Annotated in this window: 33 protein-coding genes; 5 read left to right on the top strand and 28 right to left on the bottom strand. The window is 30.1% G+C overall.

Going from position 1 to position 18,760, the window contains the following annotated elements:
• Window positions 1–212: 212 nt before the first annotated feature.
• The gene (locus ACY1IQ_RS13105; RefSeq protein WP_461614359.1) at window positions 213–860 is read right to left on the bottom strand and encodes a hypothetical protein; all 648 of its coding nucleotides are present in this window, start codon (window positions 858–860) and stop codon (window positions 213–215) included.
• A 466-nt stretch (window positions 861–1,326) separates the two neighbouring features.
• Here ACY1IQ_RS13105 and ACY1IQ_RS13100 point away from each other — a divergent pair, with 466 nt between their 5' ends.
• Window positions 1,327–1,578 carry a hypothetical protein gene (locus tag ACY1IQ_RS13100; RefSeq protein ID WP_461614358.1) on the top strand — a complete coding sequence of 84 codons (252 nt, stop codon included), beginning with the start codon at window positions 1,327–1,329 and terminating at the stop codon, window positions 1,576–1,578.
• A 223-nt stretch (window positions 1,579–1,801) separates the two neighbouring features.
• Here ACY1IQ_RS13100 and ACY1IQ_RS13095 read toward each other — a convergent pair whose 3' ends face one another.
• The 21 genes from ACY1IQ_RS13095 to ACY1IQ_RS12995 form a co-directional block, all read right to left on the bottom strand.
• Window positions 1,802–2,317, bottom strand: a complete 516-nt coding sequence (locus ACY1IQ_RS13095) for a hypothetical protein (RefSeq protein WP_461614357.1) — start codon at window positions 2,315–2,317, stop codon at window positions 1,802–1,804.
• The gene (locus tag ACY1IQ_RS13090; RefSeq protein WP_461614356.1) at window positions 2,298–2,465 is read right to left on the bottom strand and encodes a hypothetical protein; all 168 of its coding nucleotides are present in this window, start codon (window positions 2,463–2,465) and stop codon (window positions 2,298–2,300) included. Before ACY1IQ_RS13090 ends, ACY1IQ_RS13095 begins: the two co-directional genes overlap by 20 nt.
• Before the next feature lie 11 nt (window positions 2,466–2,476).
• Window positions 2,477–3,091, bottom strand: a complete 615-nt coding sequence (locus ACY1IQ_RS13085) for a hypothetical protein (protein WP_461614355.1) — start codon at window positions 3,089–3,091, stop codon at window positions 2,477–2,479.
• Window positions 3,088–3,282: a hypothetical protein gene (locus ACY1IQ_RS13080; protein ID WP_461614354.1), complete on the bottom strand. Its 195-nt coding sequence runs from the start codon at window positions 3,280–3,282 to the stop codon at window positions 3,088–3,090. The genes ACY1IQ_RS13085 and ACY1IQ_RS13080 overlap by 4 nt, the downstream gene beginning before the upstream one ends.
• A gap of 40 nt (window positions 3,283–3,322) precedes the next feature.
• On the bottom strand, window positions 3,323–3,784 hold the full coding sequence (locus ACY1IQ_RS13075; protein WP_461614353.1) for a hypothetical protein: 462 nt from the start codon (window positions 3,782–3,784) through the stop codon (window positions 3,323–3,325).
• An 11-nt stretch (window positions 3,785–3,795) separates the two neighbouring features.
• Entirely contained in the window at window positions 3,796–4,818 is a 1,023-nt protein-coding gene (locus tag ACY1IQ_RS13070; RefSeq protein ID WP_461614352.1) for a phosphoadenosine phosphosulfate reductase domain-containing protein, read from the bottom strand.
• 43 nt (window positions 4,819–4,861) lie between these two features.
• The gene (locus tag ACY1IQ_RS13065) at window positions 4,862–5,569 is read right to left on the bottom strand and encodes a DUF2786 domain-containing protein (protein WP_461614351.1); all 708 of its coding nucleotides are present in this window, start codon (window positions 5,567–5,569) and stop codon (window positions 4,862–4,864) included.
• Between the two features lie 69 nt (window positions 5,570–5,638).
• The gene (locus ACY1IQ_RS13060) at window positions 5,639–6,874 is read right to left on the bottom strand and encodes a DNA cytosine methyltransferase (RefSeq protein ID WP_461614350.1); all 1,236 of its coding nucleotides are present in this window, start codon (window positions 6,872–6,874) and stop codon (window positions 5,639–5,641) included.
• A 38-nt stretch (window positions 6,875–6,912) separates the two neighbouring features.
• Window positions 6,913–7,125: a hypothetical protein gene (locus ACY1IQ_RS13055; RefSeq protein WP_461614349.1), complete on the bottom strand. Its 213-nt coding sequence runs from the start codon at window positions 7,123–7,125 to the stop codon at window positions 6,913–6,915.
• A 2-nt stretch (window positions 7,126–7,127) separates the two neighbouring features.
• Window positions 7,128–7,421, bottom strand: coding sequence for a hypothetical protein (locus ACY1IQ_RS13050; RefSeq protein ID WP_461614348.1), 294 nt, complete (start codon window positions 7,419–7,421; stop codon window positions 7,128–7,130).
• Between the two features lie 34 nt (window positions 7,422–7,455).
• A complete protein-coding gene (locus ACY1IQ_RS13045; RefSeq protein ID WP_461614347.1) occupies window positions 7,456–7,623 on the bottom strand; it encodes a hypothetical protein in 168 nt (55 codons plus the stop codon).
• Window positions 7,598–7,927 (bottom strand): hypothetical protein, encoded by a 330-nt coding sequence (locus ACY1IQ_RS13040; protein ID WP_461614346.1) that lies wholly within the window; start codon window positions 7,925–7,927, stop codon window positions 7,598–7,600. The genes ACY1IQ_RS13045 and ACY1IQ_RS13040 overlap by 26 nt, the downstream gene beginning before the upstream one ends.
• Before the next feature lie 3 nt (window positions 7,928–7,930).
• Complete coding sequence (locus ACY1IQ_RS13035) at window positions 7,931–8,131, bottom strand: hypothetical protein (protein ID WP_461614345.1); 201 nt, start codon at window positions 8,129–8,131, stop codon at window positions 7,931–7,933.
• A 16-nt stretch (window positions 8,132–8,147) separates the two neighbouring features.
• Complete coding sequence (locus ACY1IQ_RS13030; RefSeq protein ID WP_461614344.1) at window positions 8,148–8,912, bottom strand: ATP-binding protein; 765 nt, start codon at window positions 8,910–8,912, stop codon at window positions 8,148–8,150.
• Window positions 8,851–9,630, bottom strand: a complete 780-nt coding sequence (locus ACY1IQ_RS13025; RefSeq protein ID WP_461614343.1) for a DnaD domain-containing protein — start codon at window positions 9,628–9,630, stop codon at window positions 8,851–8,853. Before ACY1IQ_RS13025 ends, ACY1IQ_RS13030 begins: the two co-directional genes overlap by 62 nt.
• 133 nt (window positions 9,631–9,763) lie before the next feature.
• Window positions 9,764–10,342 carry an ERF family protein gene (locus tag ACY1IQ_RS13020; RefSeq protein WP_461614342.1) on the bottom strand — a complete coding sequence of 193 codons (579 nt, stop codon included), beginning with the start codon at window positions 10,340–10,342 and terminating at the stop codon, window positions 9,764–9,766.
• Between the two features lie 13 nt (window positions 10,343–10,355).
• Complete coding sequence (locus ACY1IQ_RS13015) at window positions 10,356–10,871, bottom strand: host-nuclease inhibitor Gam family protein (protein ID WP_461614341.1); 516 nt, start codon at window positions 10,869–10,871, stop codon at window positions 10,356–10,358.
• The gene (locus tag ACY1IQ_RS13010; protein WP_461614340.1) at window positions 10,865–11,110 is read right to left on the bottom strand and encodes a hypothetical protein; all 246 of its coding nucleotides are present in this window, start codon (window positions 11,108–11,110) and stop codon (window positions 10,865–10,867) included. The genes ACY1IQ_RS13015 and ACY1IQ_RS13010 overlap by 7 nt, the downstream gene beginning before the upstream one ends.
• A 103-nt stretch (window positions 11,111–11,213) precedes the next feature.
• On the bottom strand, window positions 11,214–11,390 hold the full coding sequence (locus ACY1IQ_RS13005; RefSeq protein ID WP_461614339.1) for a hypothetical protein: 177 nt from the start codon (window positions 11,388–11,390) through the stop codon (window positions 11,214–11,216).
• 1 nt (window position 11,391) lies between these two features.
• Window positions 11,392–11,802, bottom strand: coding sequence for a hypothetical protein (locus ACY1IQ_RS13000; RefSeq protein ID WP_461614338.1), 411 nt, complete (start codon window positions 11,800–11,802; stop codon window positions 11,392–11,394).
• Between the two features lie 15 nt (window positions 11,803–11,817).
• On the bottom strand, window positions 11,818–12,600 hold the full coding sequence (locus ACY1IQ_RS12995) for an ORF6N domain-containing protein (RefSeq protein ID WP_461614337.1): 783 nt from the start codon (window positions 12,598–12,600) through the stop codon (window positions 11,818–11,820).
• Window positions 12,601–12,665: 65 nt separating this feature from the next.
• Between ACY1IQ_RS12995 and ACY1IQ_RS12990 the strand changes: the two genes are divergently transcribed.
• Window positions 12,666–13,046, top strand: a complete 381-nt coding sequence (locus ACY1IQ_RS12990; protein ID WP_461614336.1) for a hypothetical protein — start codon at window positions 12,666–12,668, stop codon at window positions 13,044–13,046.
• Here the strand turns inward: ACY1IQ_RS12990 and ACY1IQ_RS12985 are convergent.
• The 5 genes from ACY1IQ_RS12985 to ACY1IQ_RS12965 form a co-directional block, all read right to left on the bottom strand.
• The gene (locus ACY1IQ_RS12985; RefSeq protein WP_461614335.1) at window positions 13,043–13,537 is read right to left on the bottom strand and encodes a hypothetical protein; all 495 of its coding nucleotides are present in this window, start codon (window positions 13,535–13,537) and stop codon (window positions 13,043–13,045) included. The two genes, ACY1IQ_RS12990 and ACY1IQ_RS12985, sit on opposite strands and share 4 nt — an antisense overlap.
• 21 nt (window positions 13,538–13,558) lie before the next feature.
• Window positions 13,559–13,705 (bottom strand): hypothetical protein, encoded by a 147-nt coding sequence (locus ACY1IQ_RS12980; RefSeq protein WP_461614334.1) that lies wholly within the window; start codon window positions 13,703–13,705, stop codon window positions 13,559–13,561.
• Window positions 13,706–13,730: 25 nt separating this feature from the next.
• On the bottom strand, window positions 13,731–13,874 hold the full coding sequence (locus ACY1IQ_RS12975; RefSeq protein WP_461614333.1) for a hypothetical protein: 144 nt from the start codon (window positions 13,872–13,874) through the stop codon (window positions 13,731–13,733).
• 258 nt (window positions 13,875–14,132) lie between these two features.
• Entirely contained in the window at window positions 14,133–14,429 is a 297-nt protein-coding gene (locus ACY1IQ_RS12970; protein WP_461614332.1) for a histidine kinase, read from the bottom strand.
• A gap of 2 nt (window positions 14,430–14,431) precedes the next feature.
• Complete coding sequence (locus ACY1IQ_RS12965) at window positions 14,432–14,641, bottom strand: helix-turn-helix transcriptional regulator (protein ID WP_461614331.1); 210 nt, start codon at window positions 14,639–14,641, stop codon at window positions 14,432–14,434.
• Window positions 14,642–14,856: 215 nt separating this feature from the next.
• On the opposite strand from ACY1IQ_RS12965, the gene ACY1IQ_RS12960 reads away from it, so the two are divergent.
• The 3 genes from ACY1IQ_RS12960 to ACY1IQ_RS12950 all read left to right on the top strand — a co-directional run bounded on the left by ACY1IQ_RS12960 (window position 14,857) and on the right by ACY1IQ_RS12950 (window position 17,507).
• Entirely contained in the window at window positions 14,857–15,348 is a 492-nt protein-coding gene (locus ACY1IQ_RS12960) for a helix-turn-helix domain-containing protein (protein ID WP_461614330.1), read from the top strand.
• Window positions 15,349–15,369: 21 nt separating this feature from the next.
• Window positions 15,370–16,476, top strand: coding sequence for a tyrosine-type recombinase/integrase (locus ACY1IQ_RS12955; protein ID WP_461614329.1), 1,107 nt, complete (start codon window positions 15,370–15,372; stop codon window positions 16,474–16,476).
• A 569-nt stretch (window positions 16,477–17,045) separates the two neighbouring features.
• Window positions 17,046–17,507 carry an NUDIX hydrolase gene (locus ACY1IQ_RS12950; RefSeq protein WP_461614328.1) on the top strand — a complete coding sequence of 154 codons (462 nt, stop codon included), beginning with the start codon at window positions 17,046–17,048 and terminating at the stop codon, window positions 17,505–17,507.
• A 219-nt stretch (window positions 17,508–17,726) separates the two neighbouring features.
• Here the strand turns inward: ACY1IQ_RS12950 and ACY1IQ_RS12945 are convergent.
• Window positions 17,727–18,760 (bottom strand): hypothetical protein (locus ACY1IQ_RS12945; protein ID WP_461614327.1); only part of this gene is annotated, 1,034 nt, incomplete at its 5' end.

Below are 18,760 nucleotides of genomic sequence, written 5' to 3'. Positions count from 1 at the left end.
CTGGTAAGGATCAAGTGCTACCTCTAATTCTTCACACTCTTTCCATTTAGAACAAAGAGGATTAAAAAAGGAACACGCACATTCTAAGTTGTGTTTGTTCCACTTCGTGTACAATACTATTTTCTTTTTCACACTCTCACCTCACTTAATTTTTTATATAGAAAAAGAGCCCTGTTAAGAGCTCTCTCTAACTAATTTAATATATTTACTTATTATAATTTACTTATATCAAATGAATTGATATCTATTGCCTCTCTAGACTTATCAATCTTTAGTTTATCAACTAAATCCTTGTATCCTTTTATGACTTCAGTAACAATCTTTTTTTCTATCTCCACCTTGTCAACTGTAGCTAATTCAAGAATAGAGTTCCCTCTCTCTAAATTTTCCTCTAAATAAACTAAAATCTCATATGCATTAATTAAGTTTAATAATTTCGGTGACATAAGCCCTTTATCTACATCATTGCAAATCTTAATAAAATATTTTCTATCTAGTATATATGAGCTTTCTTCTTGTTTGTTTGCTATTTCTCCTGTAAATAAATTTTCATTGTATTTTTTTATTTTTCTCTCCCATGTTAATATTGGTTTATTTTCAAAATCCGCTTCCTTATCACCAACACTATCTTTTATGAGATATCTTGTAGTTTCTTGTTTGACAATATAACTGTATAAAGGAGCATATACTTTATCAAGTCTCCTAATATACATCTCTCTATTCTTTTCATAGTAATACTTAAATCCTGCAACTATAGCAGCTACAAATGCTCCAGATGATAATATTGTTTTAATAACAGCTATAACTGTCCCATATGATAATACTGTTTTAACACCTTCTGCTATATCCCCACTATTCATAAACTTCACTCCTTCAATTCTCTCATTCTACACTTAAAGGAGTTTCCCTTTATTTTTGCATCAGCATTTTATCAACTATCCATGAAAAGGTATGTTTAAATATCCCCAATTAATCCATTATTTTCATTGGTTCATTTTTCCTAAAATGTATGGTATAATCAAAATGCGTTGGTTAAAAAATAATTTAAATTTTTAAAGTGAACTATTAAGGAAAGGAGTTGTTATTCAATGGAACATGGATTTTTAATAAAATCCATTTTATCAAATTATTTTTAGATAATCTTATTTATTTTTAGTAATTTTACTTAATTATTGGTAATTTTACTTACATTCGGTAATTTTGTTTAGAATTTTGTTGATTTTACATTACCACATACTTCTATTTTATTCATGGGTAGTTGTAGCTACGTATTATTTACAACTACCCAATTTATAAAAATATAAATAAAATGGAGGGTTTTAAAATATGAAAAATGTAAAATCAGCAAACAACCAAAGACAAAAAAATCAACGTAACAAAAGTAAAGCAAATCCCAAAAGAAAATATAATAAAAAGGGAAATTCAAAAGGAAAGGCAACTCCCATAACTGTAGGATCTATGGGCACAACTTTCTATATAATTGATAAATTCGATAAGTTGCCTAATAACATGCCATTAACATTTTTACTTTTGGCTTTAATTCTTGTGTGTGGCTTTTGCTACATGTTTAAGAATTAATTAACATATACTCCTTACCTACAACCCAACGCACGCTAGGTAGGGAATATTATTTAGTTTATTAATCAAATTTAAAGCACCTGTACAAGCAGGTGCTTTTAGCTGTAACCACATTTGTAATCCCTGTTGTGTTACTGCCTAAATTTAAAACTTTCTATAATACTATTATAAAGCATATTTCTTGTGTATTTATTCCTTTTTTATTCCTATTTTATTCCTACTTTTAGCTTAACCAACTATCCCAATTAGATATGTCTTTTATTAAATCATTTTTCATTTTATTAACCCTGGATTGAGAAGAGTTAAGTTTCTGTCCTATCTGCCATTCTTTTTTCTTATCTTTATATTTCAATTTTAATAATATTTTGGACTCATCATTTAAGAACTTTATATTGTACTCAATTATGCTGTTGTCTAACTCTATATCTCTAATTAACCCTTTAGTTATTTCTATCTCATATTTCTTTTTTTCTATATCCTGTAGTTGTTTTTCTGTAGCTCTAATAATAGCTCTCTCGGCATAAGAACACCCATCCCCAGAACTTTGTACACGTTCTTCGTAGCTTATGCTCTTACTTTCTTCTTCTATATTTACATTACAGGTCCTTAAATCATTTTCTATGTCTCTTATTTGCTTTTCTAATATTTCTATTTTATTTTTAAGACTATTTATTTTCTTATCTTTACTATAAAAATTATAAAGCTTTCTTTCTGTACTTCTAAATAAACTCTTGTCCATTCAATTCCCCCTTTGTAATCATAATTGCATTTCCTATATCCTGTATTCCAACTTTCTTACCTCTAAATTCTTCTAGTATAGCCGTTCTTTCTTTTAATCTATCTGTTGCCTTATAGGTTTTATATGGTATAGCTTGTACTACTTGCATAATTGTACCTCCTAAGAATTCTTTAATTCTGTCCGAAGCCATGTAAGCATACTTCTTAATGTCTCTATCTCTAACCTAAGATTATTAAGTGCGTCTATAGCCACATAATAAGAGCTTTCTGCTATATCCTTATTTAGTCTTAATTCCGCCACTTTACTGTCTCCTTTGGCAAGGTCCTGTATCAGCGTAGCAGGATACTTGTCCGCTTTAAGCTCTAATATTTTCTTATTAAGTTCTATATAATATTCTTTTTTAGTTTTTGCTTTCTCTATTGCTAGAGTTTTAAGTTGTATGTTTCCATTTTGTAGGGCCAGCATTGCTATATTGATTTTTTCTATAATTTCTAAGTGAATTGTATATCCTATATAATCTACATAGCACTCCACTTTACAATTAATTTTATCTTCAAGAAATTTAATGAGTTGGTGTATTTGTAATAATGGTAAAAATGGTTTTCCTTTATAATATTTTAATGCTTCAATATCTCTCTGTGATTTAACAAATGATATTTCCATAGGATATTTACTTGTTGTTAAATCACCAATTTGAGGTTGCCACCATTCTAATAATTCTCTTTGTACTTTTTCACTTTGTTTTAAGAATTCTTCTGCTGGTATATAACTCATACTCTTACCACCTTTGTATTTAAAAGCTGAGCAATGTTAAAACTTTCCTTATAATTCCTAAATTGAACCATTATAAAATGCTCTGTTCTTTCTATTACCGTTCCTCGTTTAGTCCCTCTATTATCACTTAATTCCACTTTTAGCTTGTCCCCTATTTTGTAAGGGATTACTAGCTTTTTAGGTTTAATCATAACTATTCTCCTTTACTTCATAATTTATTTGATTTATGACTTAGCTTACCTTAAATACCATCATTAAGTTGTGTAAATGTGGCACATCTAAAGCCTTTTTATAAAACTTCCCTTTCCCAGAAATAAATCCATATTGAACTTTACAAGGTGCAGATCCAAATTCATTCCATGCATCCTTTGCTCCTAATGTTCCATAATCTTTTATCCAAAGTCTCTTTTCTTTTTCACTTAATTCTTCCCAAGTTTTATATAAAGATTTAGTATCTTCTATATCACAAATTCTTGCCCATCCTGGATGTTTTTTGCAAAATCTTGAAGCGTGTATAGCTGCTTCATCAGTAGAATATTCTTCTCTCTCAAAGCATTCTTCACGGTATAATACTTTATTTCCTTCGTCATCATTTTCTATTAGCAACCAACCTTCTTTGTAAAACCTTGCTTTATAGCTCTTGCCTAAAGTTAAATCATAATTGTTATGTTCTTTTATATATATAACCTGCATAAATTGCCTCCTTAAATATCCAATTTATACTGTTGATAATTTGTGCCTGCTCCATCCTTCATCGCTGTGACATTAGACATATATGGCACATTGATATAATCTAATACTTCAGCTAATCCCAACCCACCTTCGTTTATATCTTTCATACAATAGCTCCATAATTTAGGATGTGTTTTTTCTAATCTTTGGAATCTATTAGGTTCTTCCTCAAGATGGCATCCAAAGGCACAGTATACACATCCAGTCCTTTGTTCTTTAGTAGTCCTATATACTCCATTTTCATAAACTATATCCCCATATACACTGGCTATTTCAATGTTTTTTTCATATGCAAATCTTAATATATCTTGTTTTTTCCAAAAGCCTAACGGTTGGCTTTTAGGTTTTCCTGCATCATATACATTACAACCTGTTTTACTGTACTGCCTCTCTCTCATAAAGCTTTCATCTTGTGTAACACCTATATATGGTACTCTACCAGTTCTCTTGTGATACTCTCTAAAAGGTGCTTTTTTCATCACATCGCAACACTTTTCAGATGTATCAAATGGTGCATCTATTAAAAACTTCCACTTCTCAGCTAATTTACCCATTTTGCCTCTTTCATCACCGTTTAAAAGATAATTTCTATATTTATTAGATAAATTGCCATGCCTTAACTTTCTAATTTTAGCAGCAGTCTCTTTACTTACTATTGGATATCCATATTCTTTTAGTACTTTTCTAAAATTCATTTTAGGTTTTATTACCTCTACATTTGGAGTACCTTTAACAAATTCAACTAACTCTGGATATTCAAGCCCTGTATCTGCAAATACTGCAGGTATATTGTCTCCTAATTCTTGCCTTACTAAATATAAAAGTACTGTGCTATCAAGTCCACCACTAAAGCTTATATAAACAGCACCTTGCCAGTGTTCATACCAATCTACTATTCTTTTTCTGGTAAGTTGCAATTTTAACTCATAAGGCAAATTCTTTCTTTGACTAAATGCCCAATCTTTTAGCTTTAGATCTATGTCCTGGATATACATTTACTCACCTTCTTTTTACTTCACACTTTATTTGAATTATACCTTAATTACTTGCTGATAAAGTTAATTGCTCCTCGGTGTCTCCTTCAGCAATTTTATTTGAAATACTAAATTTTTCCCCGTCTTCTTTTCCTTGATAATAAGCTTCACTGTGACCTTGAAATGATGTACTTGTATTAATACTTCCTTTAAATTTGATGTTGTTATAAGCTTCTACAACTTCAACATCTTTAACAAGTACTAACCCCCATTCCTGGTTTTTCTTTTTTTGTTCTTCAAACATTTTTTCTAAACCACTTATAAAGCCTAGTGCATAATCATTTTCTAAACCTTTTGCACTATATCCATCTTTATAATATTGATACCTTATTTTTTTTACAGCACTAAGAATACAATCAACAGCATATTCTAATACAATATTGCATACCAGTATATCTTCTTCCTTGCCAAAGAAGGCTATAGTCCTAGAAGTACCTCTTTTAAAATATTGATAACATCCAAAGTTTTCAGCTATTATATCTCCTAATTCTGCTTTCCATTTACCTTGCCTAAAAGAAACATTACTTACCTTCTCTTTAATGGAAGTATTATTTATCTTATATTCTTTAACTTCTTTCATTGATAATTTATGTTTAGCAAGTAGCTCTTGAGCTTTTAGCATAGCTACTTTTGCTTCATTTTCGTTACTACTTTCACTTAAAGCTAATAATTTTTTAATTTTCTCTATTAATTTTGCATCCAAAATTCTCACTCCTTTATGGCATAATATATTTGAATTGTGTATTTATCTATTTATTGTTATATATAGATAAATAAATGCTTAAATTACTTCTTTTAAACCTCTACATAGCTCTGGAAGATTAGCTTCTACTAAAGCTTTAGGCAATATGGGAACAACTGCATTTCCACATTTTTCTTTTTGCTTAGTTGTTGGGTATTTCTTACCAATATAATCTCTTTCGATAATATAATTTTTAGGAAATCCCATCCCATTAAATAACTCCCTAGCTGTAAGCATCCTTAATCCTATATCTGCTATTCTATAGTTTTTACTCCTTACAGTAATTAATCCAAATCTATCTTTAATAGTTATAGTGTGTATTGGCCCATTTAAGCTTTGCCCTGTATCTGAACCATAATATTTAGTTAGAAAAGCAGCTACACCATCTTTTATTGGTAATCTAATATCTTGTAACTTAACTGCTACTAATCCAAATCTATTTTGAGTTGGTATAGTTGCTATTGGTTCTCTTAAGCTGCTGCATCTTGTTTCTTTTCCCTGGTGTGTATAGTAATGACTTAAAAAATATGCTGTATTATCAAGTATAAAAGGTTCATCCTCAACTACATATCTTCTAATACCTCTAGCTATTCTAATTAATGTGTTTTCTGCTAATGGCTTTTTCCTATCAAATATGCTGGGTACTTCTAAGTTCCAGTTTATTATTGAACTTGCTGGTACATAAGGTTTTTTACCTGGGCCATGTGTAGGCTCTGGCCATACTATAGGCTCCCCATCACACCTAGCTATAAGAAAGAATCTATTTCTAATAGTTGGTGCTCCGTAATCTGCGGCTACTAATTCCTTATATTCAACTTCATATCCTAGATACTTGAAAGCATTTAGGAAACTCCTGAATGTCCTTCCCTTTTCTTTTTCTATAGGCTTACCATCTTTAATAGGCCCCCATGTTTGAAATTCTTCTACATTTTCTAAAATTATAACTTTAGGTCTTACTGTCCCTGCCCATTTAATAGCTACCCAGGCTAACCCTCTTATATTTTTATTTACGGGCTTTCCTCCTTTGGCTTTTGAAAAATTTTTGCAGTCCGGGCTACACCAAACCAAATCTACTTCTTTACCCTTTGTTATTTCTCTAATATCAACATCCCAAACACTCTCTTGATAGTGTTTAGTTTGTGGGTGGTTAGTCTTGTGCATCAGTATAGCTGCCGGATCATGGTTAATTGCTATATCTATCGGTCTTTTTAGTGCCATTTCTATTCCTGTACTAGCCCCGCCACCGCCTGCAAAATTATCCACTATTAATCCCATATTTTCACCTTCTAGCTTTGTATTATTTGAATTGTAGATCACATTTTAGTTAGAATATATTTTTTACTCTTGCTTAAAAGTTTATAATTTAATATAGTTATTAATCCTTCTTCACTTTTACGCAAAAATCTCTCTATATTCCAAATATCTTGTATTGAATCTATTTTTTTACTTAAATTTATATCTACATTCTTAAGTTCTTTGCATGAACCCTTTTGTAATTGATATACTATTAAATATTTAAAAATCATATTTATTCTCCTTTTATTTCACTCTTATTTAATGCTCTTAAACATAATTTACAAGTAACTTTGTTTACATCATTAGTAACATTTTTTCTTACATAACCACATTTAGTAGCATTAAATCTATCTTTATTATCCTTGGGAAATTTAGAGCAATGTTCTATATCAAATAAATGTATTACTTCATTTTTTACTTTAAAACTACATTTATCTTCCTTATCTCTAAATTCGTTATAATGAATACTATTAGGATTTTTACACTTATCGCTTCTCCAACCGCAGCTTCCACATTTCTTATTCATTTAATTCCTCCCATTGCTTCACATTTTAATCAATTTACGACTCTTCCTGCTGCTCCAACAGTCTATTTAGTGCCTTATTATAAACACTAACTATCTGTAAAAATTCTTCATTGTTTAATGCTTTATTCAAGGTTGATAGCTCCATAAGATGTCTCTGTTCTTTAACTCCGATTCCATCATTTATTACTATTGATTCTTCCATTACTTTCACCTTTCTCTCCATACTTAAATACCAAAGGTGTGAACACCAATTTACTATATAAATTATTAATCTCTTTAGTTACATTCTCTTTGTTGCTGCTCAGTTTCTCCATAATTATGTCCCCATTATTAATCTCTTGTAATTCTAAAGTTTCTAACCCTTTCTTAATCTCTCCGAAATTATCTAACATATTATCTTCTAGGCAATTAATCCTATTCTCTAGCTTTTTAAACCTCACATCTGCGGTTAACAGCCCAACTATTACGGTTAATGATAAAACTATTAAGCTAACTTCCATAATCATGTTCTATACCTCCTTAGCCTCTATAAAATCTATACCAGAAGCATTTATGTGGATTTCTTCTCCATCTAAAGGTGTATAGTTAATATCCAGTCTAATTTTTGTATTTCCCTCATAGTCGAAATATTTGTTTTGCTCAAAGCTAAACTCCTTAAAATTTTTAGTTACAACTTGTCCGCTTCTATAGAATATTTTTACTTTTTTCATCTTTCTATCTCTCCAATCATTTAATAAATTTTCTCATTCTGTAGTTGCACTCTTTAGTGAATACAACCCCGTATTTACTACAACACTCTAATATCCTTCCGCCCAAAGCTTCGTCTAAATCTAGCAACATATTAGGTGTACACTCTGTACTTATAAGAGTTGGTAAATAGTTAAGGTATCTGTAGTTAAGAATAGGATATATATGCTTCATGTCCGCCTCTGTTAGTTCTCCTGTCAATCTGCCTTTCTTAACTTTATCCTTAAATAGATCATCTATTATAAGCACTCTAGCCTTTTGGTATCTTATAACTAATTTGTTATAGCATTCATCATCCATACTGTTAGCTTTAAGCTCTCGCATGGCTTCTAGGTAAGGCGTATACACCACTGGAATTTTTCTTTCAAGTAATGCACTACCTATAGCAACTACAATATGTGTTTTACCCGCTCCAGGTTGTCCCATAAGAGCAAAACCATTCTCTCTAGTATCTTTAATTGAGTCAAAGATTTTAATGTATTCTACAGCCTTGTCACGAGCTTTTACAGTAGCTTCATTGTAAGGCTTGTATTCTTTTAGCTTCTTTACGTCTTCTGTTTTTACTCCAAAACTTTCCCATAGTCTTTTTACATAGTCTATTTCGTAGCACTCACACCTAGAGTATTTATCATCTTTTAAAGTCCACTGCGTGTCTTTGCACTTTTCACATCTGTAACTATGCTTAGAAACAGGAGAAGTCGTATTCTTGTTTATTCTCTGAATTATCTTTTCTATTTCTGTCATGTCCTTTCTGCCCTCCCTTCTGCTTTCTATTCTCCGAATATGCTTTTGCTTGGTCTAAAGTTTTAATACCGTTACTATCCCAATCCATGAGTATACGTTCTATATACTTCCAATTCCTTACGTTGTTCTCTGTTGCTATTTCTATTGCTTGTACAACTAATTCATTTCCTAGTGTATTTGACCATTCTCTAATGCCTTCTATTTCTATTACTCCTGGCATAGGAAATATATTATTTTGATATACCTTTATTGGGTTTATTTCTTCTTTATTATTATTAATATACTTATTATCATTATTATCATTATTGTTTGTGTCTCTGCATGGTTCTTTTGTGGTTCTTGCATGGTCTTTTTGTGGTTCTTTTGTGGTTCTTAATTCTTGGTAATCCTCGTAATTTACTATGTTTATCGTGGTCTTTTTTTTGTCACTAATTTTTACTATCATGTGGTCTTGTTGGAGCAAATCTAAAAAACTCCTTACTTTACTCTTGCTCCACCCCCATTTCTCCATCAATTTGAGTTCAGAAGTGACAAAACTACCTCTCTTAACTTGCAAAATTTCATTGCCTAGTAAGAATTTATTATCTTTGTGGTTGGCTGACAAAAGAAGGTCCATCCACGCTTGTCCTTTGCTAAAAGGTTTCTCTTGCCATAACCAGTGGTCTTGAATACTTCTATAAATGCCTACCCAGCCTTTTTGAAATCCTTCTCCCGCCATCTATTCCTCCTATAAACTTATAATCCTATTTCTAAATTAGTTTTTATCTGCTATAATGTGGGTAAGAGTTATTGCCGTAACTCTTACCGATAATATTAAATTACTGTCTAGAGAACCCATTGTTAAGGGTTTTCTATTTTTTTCTCAGCCATTCCATAGCTGCCTTCCAGTCATTCTCTTGTAAATCTTCAAATTTATTAACCTTTCTAAATTTACAAATATATTCTTCAGACATCTTTTTCTCTTTTGATAAGTTCCTTATTTCTTCTGCTTGCTCTTTTGTAATTTTTTTAGACTCTTTAGACTCTGGTGAACCATGCGTTGCAGCATTTCCGTCGTCGTCATCTTCGCTTGCTATGCCTAACATAGCTGATAGTTGATACCTTCTAGCATATGTTATTGAACTTCCAGAACCTTGTGCTGTTGGCTTATCATTTTTTAATTTTAATGGATCACTTTCTATCCATTCTCCACTCTCATGTAGCAAGATAGTTACTATTGATACTAAAGTCCCATCTTCACTATTAGGCATTTGTATATAAGATAATCCATGTTTACTTAGTGGATCTTTAATTGTATTTATAACTTCATCTAATGGAGCATATTTACTATTAAAGAATGGATTATTAGCTACGTTCTTTGGGTTTTTAACTTCTGCTTGAAATTTTTTTAAAGCTGAAGCTAATTCTTTTATGCTTTCTGATTTTTTCATCCCCATTACCTCCCTATTCTACTTTTATTGAAATGCTTTCTTCCTCTACAATGCTTATACCTGGAATAACTTCTCCTGTTTCTGTATCTACACCATCTTTAAAAGTTTTCTTTAATGTAGACTTGTCCAACTCTTCTTTGAGTCTAATTAACTCTGTATGGCCACTACTCTTACACCATTGTTTTACTTCATCTTCGTTATAGTTCCACTTTGAGTTCTTTCTACTTGTTACCTTTCCATATGGTGTACTTAATTTAGCTTTTGGATCTTCTCTTTTTATTTTTAAATAATATTCTGTTATAAGCCCTTCGAAGTATTCGATACTATTGTCTATGCCTTCGTTTTCTTTATCTCGCCACGTTGTTATTCTGCTTAGTTCTTCATTAGCTATTCTGTCTATCTCTTCTTTCTTTTCCTTAAGTGCTCTAATCTTCCTAAAACACCAGTTAACTCCGTCTATGCCGTTAACTTCAAAACCTCTTTTCCCTTCTATTTCTAATAATTCTCCTTGTAATAATGCATTTACCATAATTCTTCATCCTCTTTCTTTTCTATAATTTCATAACCTTCTGCATTAACTTTTAATTCATCAGTGCCTAAGAGTTCTATTTGTACACTTAACTTTATTGGGTAGTCAGTATAATCCTCTAACTCTGGTAAGTTATTATGGATTATCTTATTTAAATCGGCCCCGTTTATTCTTATGTTGTTCCCACAATTTACACTTAAAAAGCAATTGCTTGAGTTAATTTTTAGCGTTTTATTCATTTATAAATCCTCCAATAATTTATTAATTTCTTCTAAGTTTAAAGCCCCTAAATCTCCAACAGCTTGTCCAGTTATAGTGTTATATATTTCTCCATCATCTATGTCAAACGCACCTCCTAAGAGTTGTAGCCGACTTTTCGGCTATACTAAGCACATCTTTTATGCTTGTCCTCTTTCCAAAACTAGTTCGATTGAACTTTATATCTTCGGTTGTCATTTGCATTACTACCTCGAATTCTGCACTGTCTAGGTTTAAATCTGCTAATAAGCCTTTTAACATATTAATCCTCCTCTATATACCATTCACAATATAAGATCTCATAGGGTACAATTGGCATACGCCTTGTGTCTATAAGTCCTTCATAATCGTAGATTGTAAAAGCTGAATGTTTAACAGGTTTATATACTGTATACTCCCTGTTCTTACGAAGAGCTTTTATTGTCTTACCTTGTGAAAAAGCTTTTATAGCTTCCATAAAGCTTACTGGTTGTTTAATTAGAGTCCACTCTCCTCTTATTTGCAGGTTGCCATCTAATTGGTGCGTGCAAGCAACATTGTTCGTTTGGATTTTGAAAAATCCATCATTATTTGCATATATAAGTAATTTATCTGTTCCGTAAGTTGCCTCGAATTTCTTATTTTTGTCCTCTGTTATCATTTTTATAACTTCCCATGTTTTATAAGTTTTCATATTAATTTAACCCTCCTACGCCACTTTATATTTAATAGCCATTTCTTTTACTATGGCTGTATAAATTTCTATAAGTTTAATATCATCTGCTATTACATCAAGGTTATTTAAAGCATTGATTTTGCTTTGTGACCAACAATTGTCAAATGCCCTTCCTCTTAGGTTGTTAAGCCTAGTTTTAAGATTACAACGTGCTCTTTGTTCTAATGCTGCATATATTTCATCTTTAGGTTTCTTATAATCATTAAATTTTCTACATATCTTAGATACAATTTTATTTGTTTCTTCTCTCCAATTGTTTTTTGGGCTTATCTCTACAACATCTCTTATGGCTTGTACCTCTTCTTTGGTTTGTGTAATTTCCTTTTTAATTTGTTGTTGCTCCAACTGTTGCTGTGCCACACTGTCAAATATTTGTTTAAACATTTGTAATTCTGGACTTAGTTGGTTAATAGCAATGTTGTTATCCTTAACTCTGAAATAAGTTTCTTCCAATGCTTCGTATACTTCCCATGCTTCGTCTGTATCTAATATCTTTGCGTGTCTAGCTGCTCCTTTTTCTGTCCAAAGATATAGAACTGATACAAATTTTAGGCTTTCGTCATTTAGTACATACCCTTTAAATTGCTTTAGTTCTTCACCTTCTAACCTAAAATAATGTTTGCCTTCAATAAATCTTTCTGAATTTCTAGTAAAGTTTTTGCTTATATTTTGCTCATTAGTTCCATATTGTTCAGCTAGGGTTCTAGTTGTCATTATTCTTTGGTTTTTAAATTCTAATGGTATTAATTTGTTCAATTTATCCTCTCCTTTGTTTTATGTTTCCTTCCGTGGTAAAATCTTCTTGAAAGGAAGGTGATACTATGAAAGATATATTCGGCGAATTTAATCCTACGCTTTTTGAATATCAGAAAGAAAGACTTTTCAAATTAATTAGATTAGGATATTTTTCTAGTAAATCTGCATATGATTTACTTTTTGAAGATACTCAAAATCGAGAAAATGAAAAATTATCAACTTTATATTTAAATGAAGCAATGACTTATATGGCTTCTGCACAGGCTTTATATCTATCTAGCTCCCAACTAGTAGACAGGCCTGAACTTGATGACATTTTCTCTACATTCGATACCTTTAAAAGCGAATTTATTCAATGTGTTGTAACTAATCATGCACATCAATGGACTGTCACAGAATTTAATAACTTTAAAACTGCTGTTGATGGCTTTGTGCATATTGACTAATCTTGTAGGCGACCTAATATTTGGGTCGTCTTTTCTTTTAATTTTCTTATTTCATAATGTTGCATTATCAATTCTCTTGTTTGTTTCAATAATTCTTTCCCTAAATTTGAGTTTTTATCTATATTTTCTTCTTCTAACCATGTTGCCATCTCTTCTAAATGTTCTTCCAGCAATCTATTTTTAACTGAATGAGCAAGAGTTGCATCTCCTCCCTCTATTGGTTCAAGATTATAATTACTCCTCATTTGATTTATAGTTTTTAATTTAATATCATTATCATTTAAAATTGGCTCCCCTGATTTTATTAGTCTTTTATCATATTTTCTTTTAAGTTCTTCAAGGGGAGTATTTTTTATGTGATCTTCTGAATAAAGCCAAGACATCCCTCTGTAATATTTCATAGGTTTATCGAATTCTTTTATTCCCACTTCTTTCATCCACTCTAATTTTTCTTTTGATATTCCTTGTGCTTCTTTTAATTTCTTATTCATTTTATTACCTCCTTAAATTTACTATCTAAAAAATGTTATAACGCTTACCGCTAACGATATAAGAGAAATAATTGATGTAATTATTAATAGCTTAAAGTTCTTTTTATTCCTCTTGTGTCGCTCTTTTAATTCTTCTAGTCTTTCTAAGTCTTCATGTTTGTTATCCATTCTTACCTCCTTATGTTTATGTTTTTTAAGACAACTGTCTTTTTATTGAAATCGCCATATATTCATAATCAATAGTTATTGTGATTTCTTTTGGAGAAGATTTAGGAATTTCTTTCGGTATATCTTCTCCCATCTTTTTTAAAATCTCTTGTATAGACTGCTTGTCCAACTTATCAACTCCTTTTGTATTCCCCTTTATAGTAAAACTAAGTAAACCAACACTTCCTCGCAATGACCTTTAAATGTATTTTGGCGTGGCTCATATCGTCGCTCACTCTCGCTATTTATTGGCTTATTTAGTTTTACTATTTGGGTTAGTTAAATTTATTACCGTTCCAATACCTCTCTTTATGCCATGTTTCCACCGAGTTAGGTTTTAGTGGTGGCTTGTCCTACAAATTTATTTTTATACTTATAAGTGCTTGTCCTACAAATTAATAATTTTAGAGCTTTCTACTAAAACTTTGCTTAAAATTTCTTTTAATTGTGCATTTTCTTTTTTAAGTATTTCTTTTTCTTTTTCTAATCTTCTTTTCTCTAAAGGTGAAAATCTTTCCAATTCTACGCCTTCAAGTTTTGCAACGTACTGCGGATGAAACATCATCCCAGGTACGCCTTTACATGGGGTTATAACACCTTCTTTAACATATCTTCTTATAGAGCTTTCGTCTTTATCCCATCTTTCTGCTAATGCTTTTACAGATAAAAGTTTTTCATTACACATAATTACACCTCTGTATTAAAATTTTCACCTGGAAATATTTCATCTAAGCCTGTTTCTAAAACTTCAGCTATCTTCCTAGCATTTATCAATGTTGGAACGGCATTGCCATTCATTATTTCGTAAAAGCTCGATCTCGCAAGTCCAGTCTTTTCTATTACAAAAGTTACTTTTAATCCTTTAGACTCAATTATGTCTCTAATATTGTTCTTCATTTCTCCACCTCCTGTACACCGTATCCGGTTAACCGTTAAGTCTATTATATTACATTTATCCGGTTAAGCAAATATTTTAAATCCGGTTTAACGAACATTTGTTCAAAATAGCTCCCTATTACTTCATTTTTCTTTTTTTTCCTTAATTTTGCTATTTACTTTACCGGATTTATATGTTATCATTGTCCTGTAAACCGGATAAAGGAGAGAAAAGAATGAATATTACAGGTAATAAAATAAAACAACTTAGGGAAGAAGCAAAAATGACTTTAAAGCAATTATCAGATGCTACTGGTGTAGGTCAAAGCACCATATCTGATATAGAAACGGGCAAGGCTAAAAATCCTAAGACGACTACTCTTAAGAAAATTGCTGATTACTTTAATGTTTCAGTTGATTACTTATTGAGTACAGAGGAAAAATTAAATATGGCTATGGATTCTTTAAATAAAATAAATGCTATGGCTAGAGAAGCTCTTGAGCCTAAAGAAAAATGTATAAGTAAGTATGATTCCGCTGATAAGGAATTAGATGATACTAATGAATTTAATACCGCAGAAGAAGCTATGCAATTTATGCTAAAGCAGCCATCTGTAATGGGATTCGGTGGGTTTAATGCAGATAAACTAACTGAAGAAGAAATTATAGAGTTTGCGAATGAATTACTAAATCAATTAAAAATATTAAGTTATAAATATAAAAGATAAGTAGATTATTGGAGGTTTATTATGGATTATAACATTACCTATAGAGAAAAAGATAAAGGGATACAAGTAATAATCTCCTATAAGGTTGGAAAAGAGTGGAAACAAAGGAGCAAACAAGGGTTTAAACTTAAAAGAGACGCTAAAAAATATGCAGATAAACTACTAGAAGAGATAAAAGCAGATGTAAACATAAGAAACAATACACCAAATGAATTAAAGAAAATTACATTTGGCGAATTTTTCGATATGTACATAGAACATATATCTCTCTATCGCGAAGCTAATACAATATTAGCTTTTAAAAATGCATATAACAACTTTTTAGATTTAAAAGATCTAGAACTTAACGCAATATCTAAGATGGATATTCAAAGGTGCATTGATAAGTTGATTAAAAATGAACTAAAACTCTCTACCATAAGTGATTATGTAGCAAAAATCAACACTATCTTTAATAGTGCTATAAATGAATTTGAAATATTAGCTACAAACCCTGCTAAAAAAATAAAATTAAACTCTAAAAAAAAGGAAGAAACTAAAAGAGCCTTAACTAGGCAAGAGTTAAATATGATATTAAATTATTTTAGTAACCGCAACCGCAAAAGAAAATATGATTATTACCTAATAGTGCTATTAGCGTCTCACTGTGGTTTGAGATTAGGGGAAATTGCAGGGTTAACTTGGGATGAAATAGATTTAAATAATCGCTTAATAAATGTAACAAAACAATGGAAAAAGATAGAAACAGAAGACGGCAAATATAGCTATGGATTCGGTTCTTTAAAAAGCAGACATTCATATAGAACAGTTCCTATCCCAACTATTCTATGTGAATATTTAAAACAGTTGAAGGATAGCAAAAAAATAATCAATATGGACAATAGACTTTTTGATTTAAAAAACCTATCTTCATGTAGCGACACTTTAAATGAAATGCTAAAAAAATTTAATATCACAATTCATGAATTAAGACATACATACGCTACTATGTTGATAAGCAGTGGTGTTGATTTTAAAACTGCTGCTAAACTTCTTGGACATGATGTGAAAGAAACAATGAAAACATATTCTCACGTGAATGATGATATGATAAAACGTGCAACTAACATAATAGAAAATATTTTTTAAATTTTTGACGTTTCTTTTGACGAATTAAAATAAAACCTTGATTTATATAGGGAAAATCGAGGTTTCTGAAATATATATCTTATATATCGTTAAAAAGCTCTATACACTTAATATCTTTTAAATTTAAAATTTACCTCTTTTATAAAAAATCTGCCACATTATATAAAAAATATCATTTTTATCGAACTAAAAAACCAATTTGTTCTGTAAAATATTTTCTCATGTACTTTATTATTCGCAGTATCATAGTAGCAAACATTGTTCGCCAGTTCTTATACTAATATCTAGTGCCATTATAATTATCATGGATATGATTTCTATAAATAATATGTTTATCAATTTTAGGATATTTTTTAAATACCACTTACTAAAATATTAACTATCTATCTAACATTTAACAATGGAAATGATTTTAGATTTTTGTGCTAACAATGTTCGCCCCTACACTAAATAAACTTCTTATTTTAAAGACATATAATTATATACTGTATATAATTAATTTATAATATAATACTAACTAATAGGATACTGCTATATATTTAATTATATAAAAACACGAGGTGAAAAAAATGAATTACGTAGAAGAATTGAGAAGTATAGTTGGTCATAGGCCTCTTATTTTAGTAGGTGCAGTTGTAATAATTGTAGATGATAAAAATAAAATATTGTTACAAAAACGAAAAACAACCTCCTATGGAATGTGGGGAATACCTGGTGGATTAATGGAACTTGGAGAATCTACGGAAGATACAGCGAGGAGAGAAGTATTAGAAGAAACAGGTTTAACTGTTGGAAAGTTAAAATTAATAGATGTATTTTCAGGTCCGGACAGTTTAGTAAAGGTTCCTAATGGTGATGAGTTTTATGCTGTTACCATTGCATACTATACTGAAGAAATGAGTGGTGACCTTAAAATAGATAAAAGTGAATCTCTTGGATTTAGTTTTATAAGCCTTGATAATTTACCGGAAAACATTGTAAAAAGTCATAAAAAAATGATTGATAGATTTCTTCAAATATACAATACTTAAATATTTAAATTCACAGTTGACAATACAAAATTCATAATTATATTTAAAATTAATTCTTTACGAATTAATTTTTTAAACTACTTTTTACTAGCAATATATTACTATTATTTATATGAAGTGGCTCCTCTATTTCAACATAATAGGAGATAAATAGGCTCACCCAAAGGTAAGCCTATTTATCATTTTTATGAAAATTTAAAGAAGGCCTAATCAAAACATTTATTTTTCTCTTATAACTCTAATAAAATTTCTTTTAGCTATGACAAAGAAAATTAAGTATATAACTATAAAGATTAAAACAGTTATTATAAAAGGTTTTATTAAATTTACAAAAAGCATTTTACTTAAAATTCTTATAGCAAATATACTGTGAAGTATTCCTAAGGTTAAAGTTAATATAAAGAATATTGAAATCTGCTTATTTACTGAAGTAGCTATATCACTATCATCTATTCCTAACTTAATTAGTATTTTGTATTTTTCCTTATCATTGTTTGCATCATCAAAGATTTTAAAGTACACTATACTACCAGTAGCTACAGCAAATACTAGAGCTAAAAAGCATCCTATAACATATACAAATTTAACCCAATTATCACTATCCTTTTGGTCTAAATAAAAATAATGTATTGAATTATTTCTATCTTTATCTGCCATACTTTCTAATTCTTTTGTTAATACTTTCGTATTTTCTTGATTATCTACCTTTATTCCATAAAAATTTATTTTCTTTAATTCCCTTTCTAATTCACTATAAGTTCTATCATTTATTATCAATAAATCTGATGGGTATATTCCACCAAGAAAAGGAATCTTAATTTTTTCACTTACTGAAAACCTTTTATCATTTACTATAAATTCATCTGTTTTTTCTCCTAAACTTAAAGTTATTAATGTTCCTGCCTTTTGTACATAAATGCAGCGGTTTTCTTCTGTTAGATTCAAATTCATATTATTAACTAGCTCATAATTTCCAAGCTCTTTTAAAACTCTTATAAAGTCTGAATACTTAACAAAGGAAATCAATCCATATTTGTTATAACCATCTATATTATCTGAATATAGTAGACTTAGATTCACTTCTTTTGTAATTTTGTGATTGCTTTTTTCTATTATATTTTTTATAGATTTTTCATTTATATCTTTTAATGAAGCATAAGAAAAAGTATATATATACTTATTCTCTATACGACTTTTATAAGTATAGTTCATAGTTATAGCTGTTCCTAAAGCAGTAATAGTAGCTGCTATTA

Source organism: Clostridium sp. Marseille-QA1073, assembly GCF_054863625.1.
The sequence above is the reverse complement of the archived record's forward strand: the minus strand, read 5'-3'. Positions and strand labels throughout refer to the sequence as shown.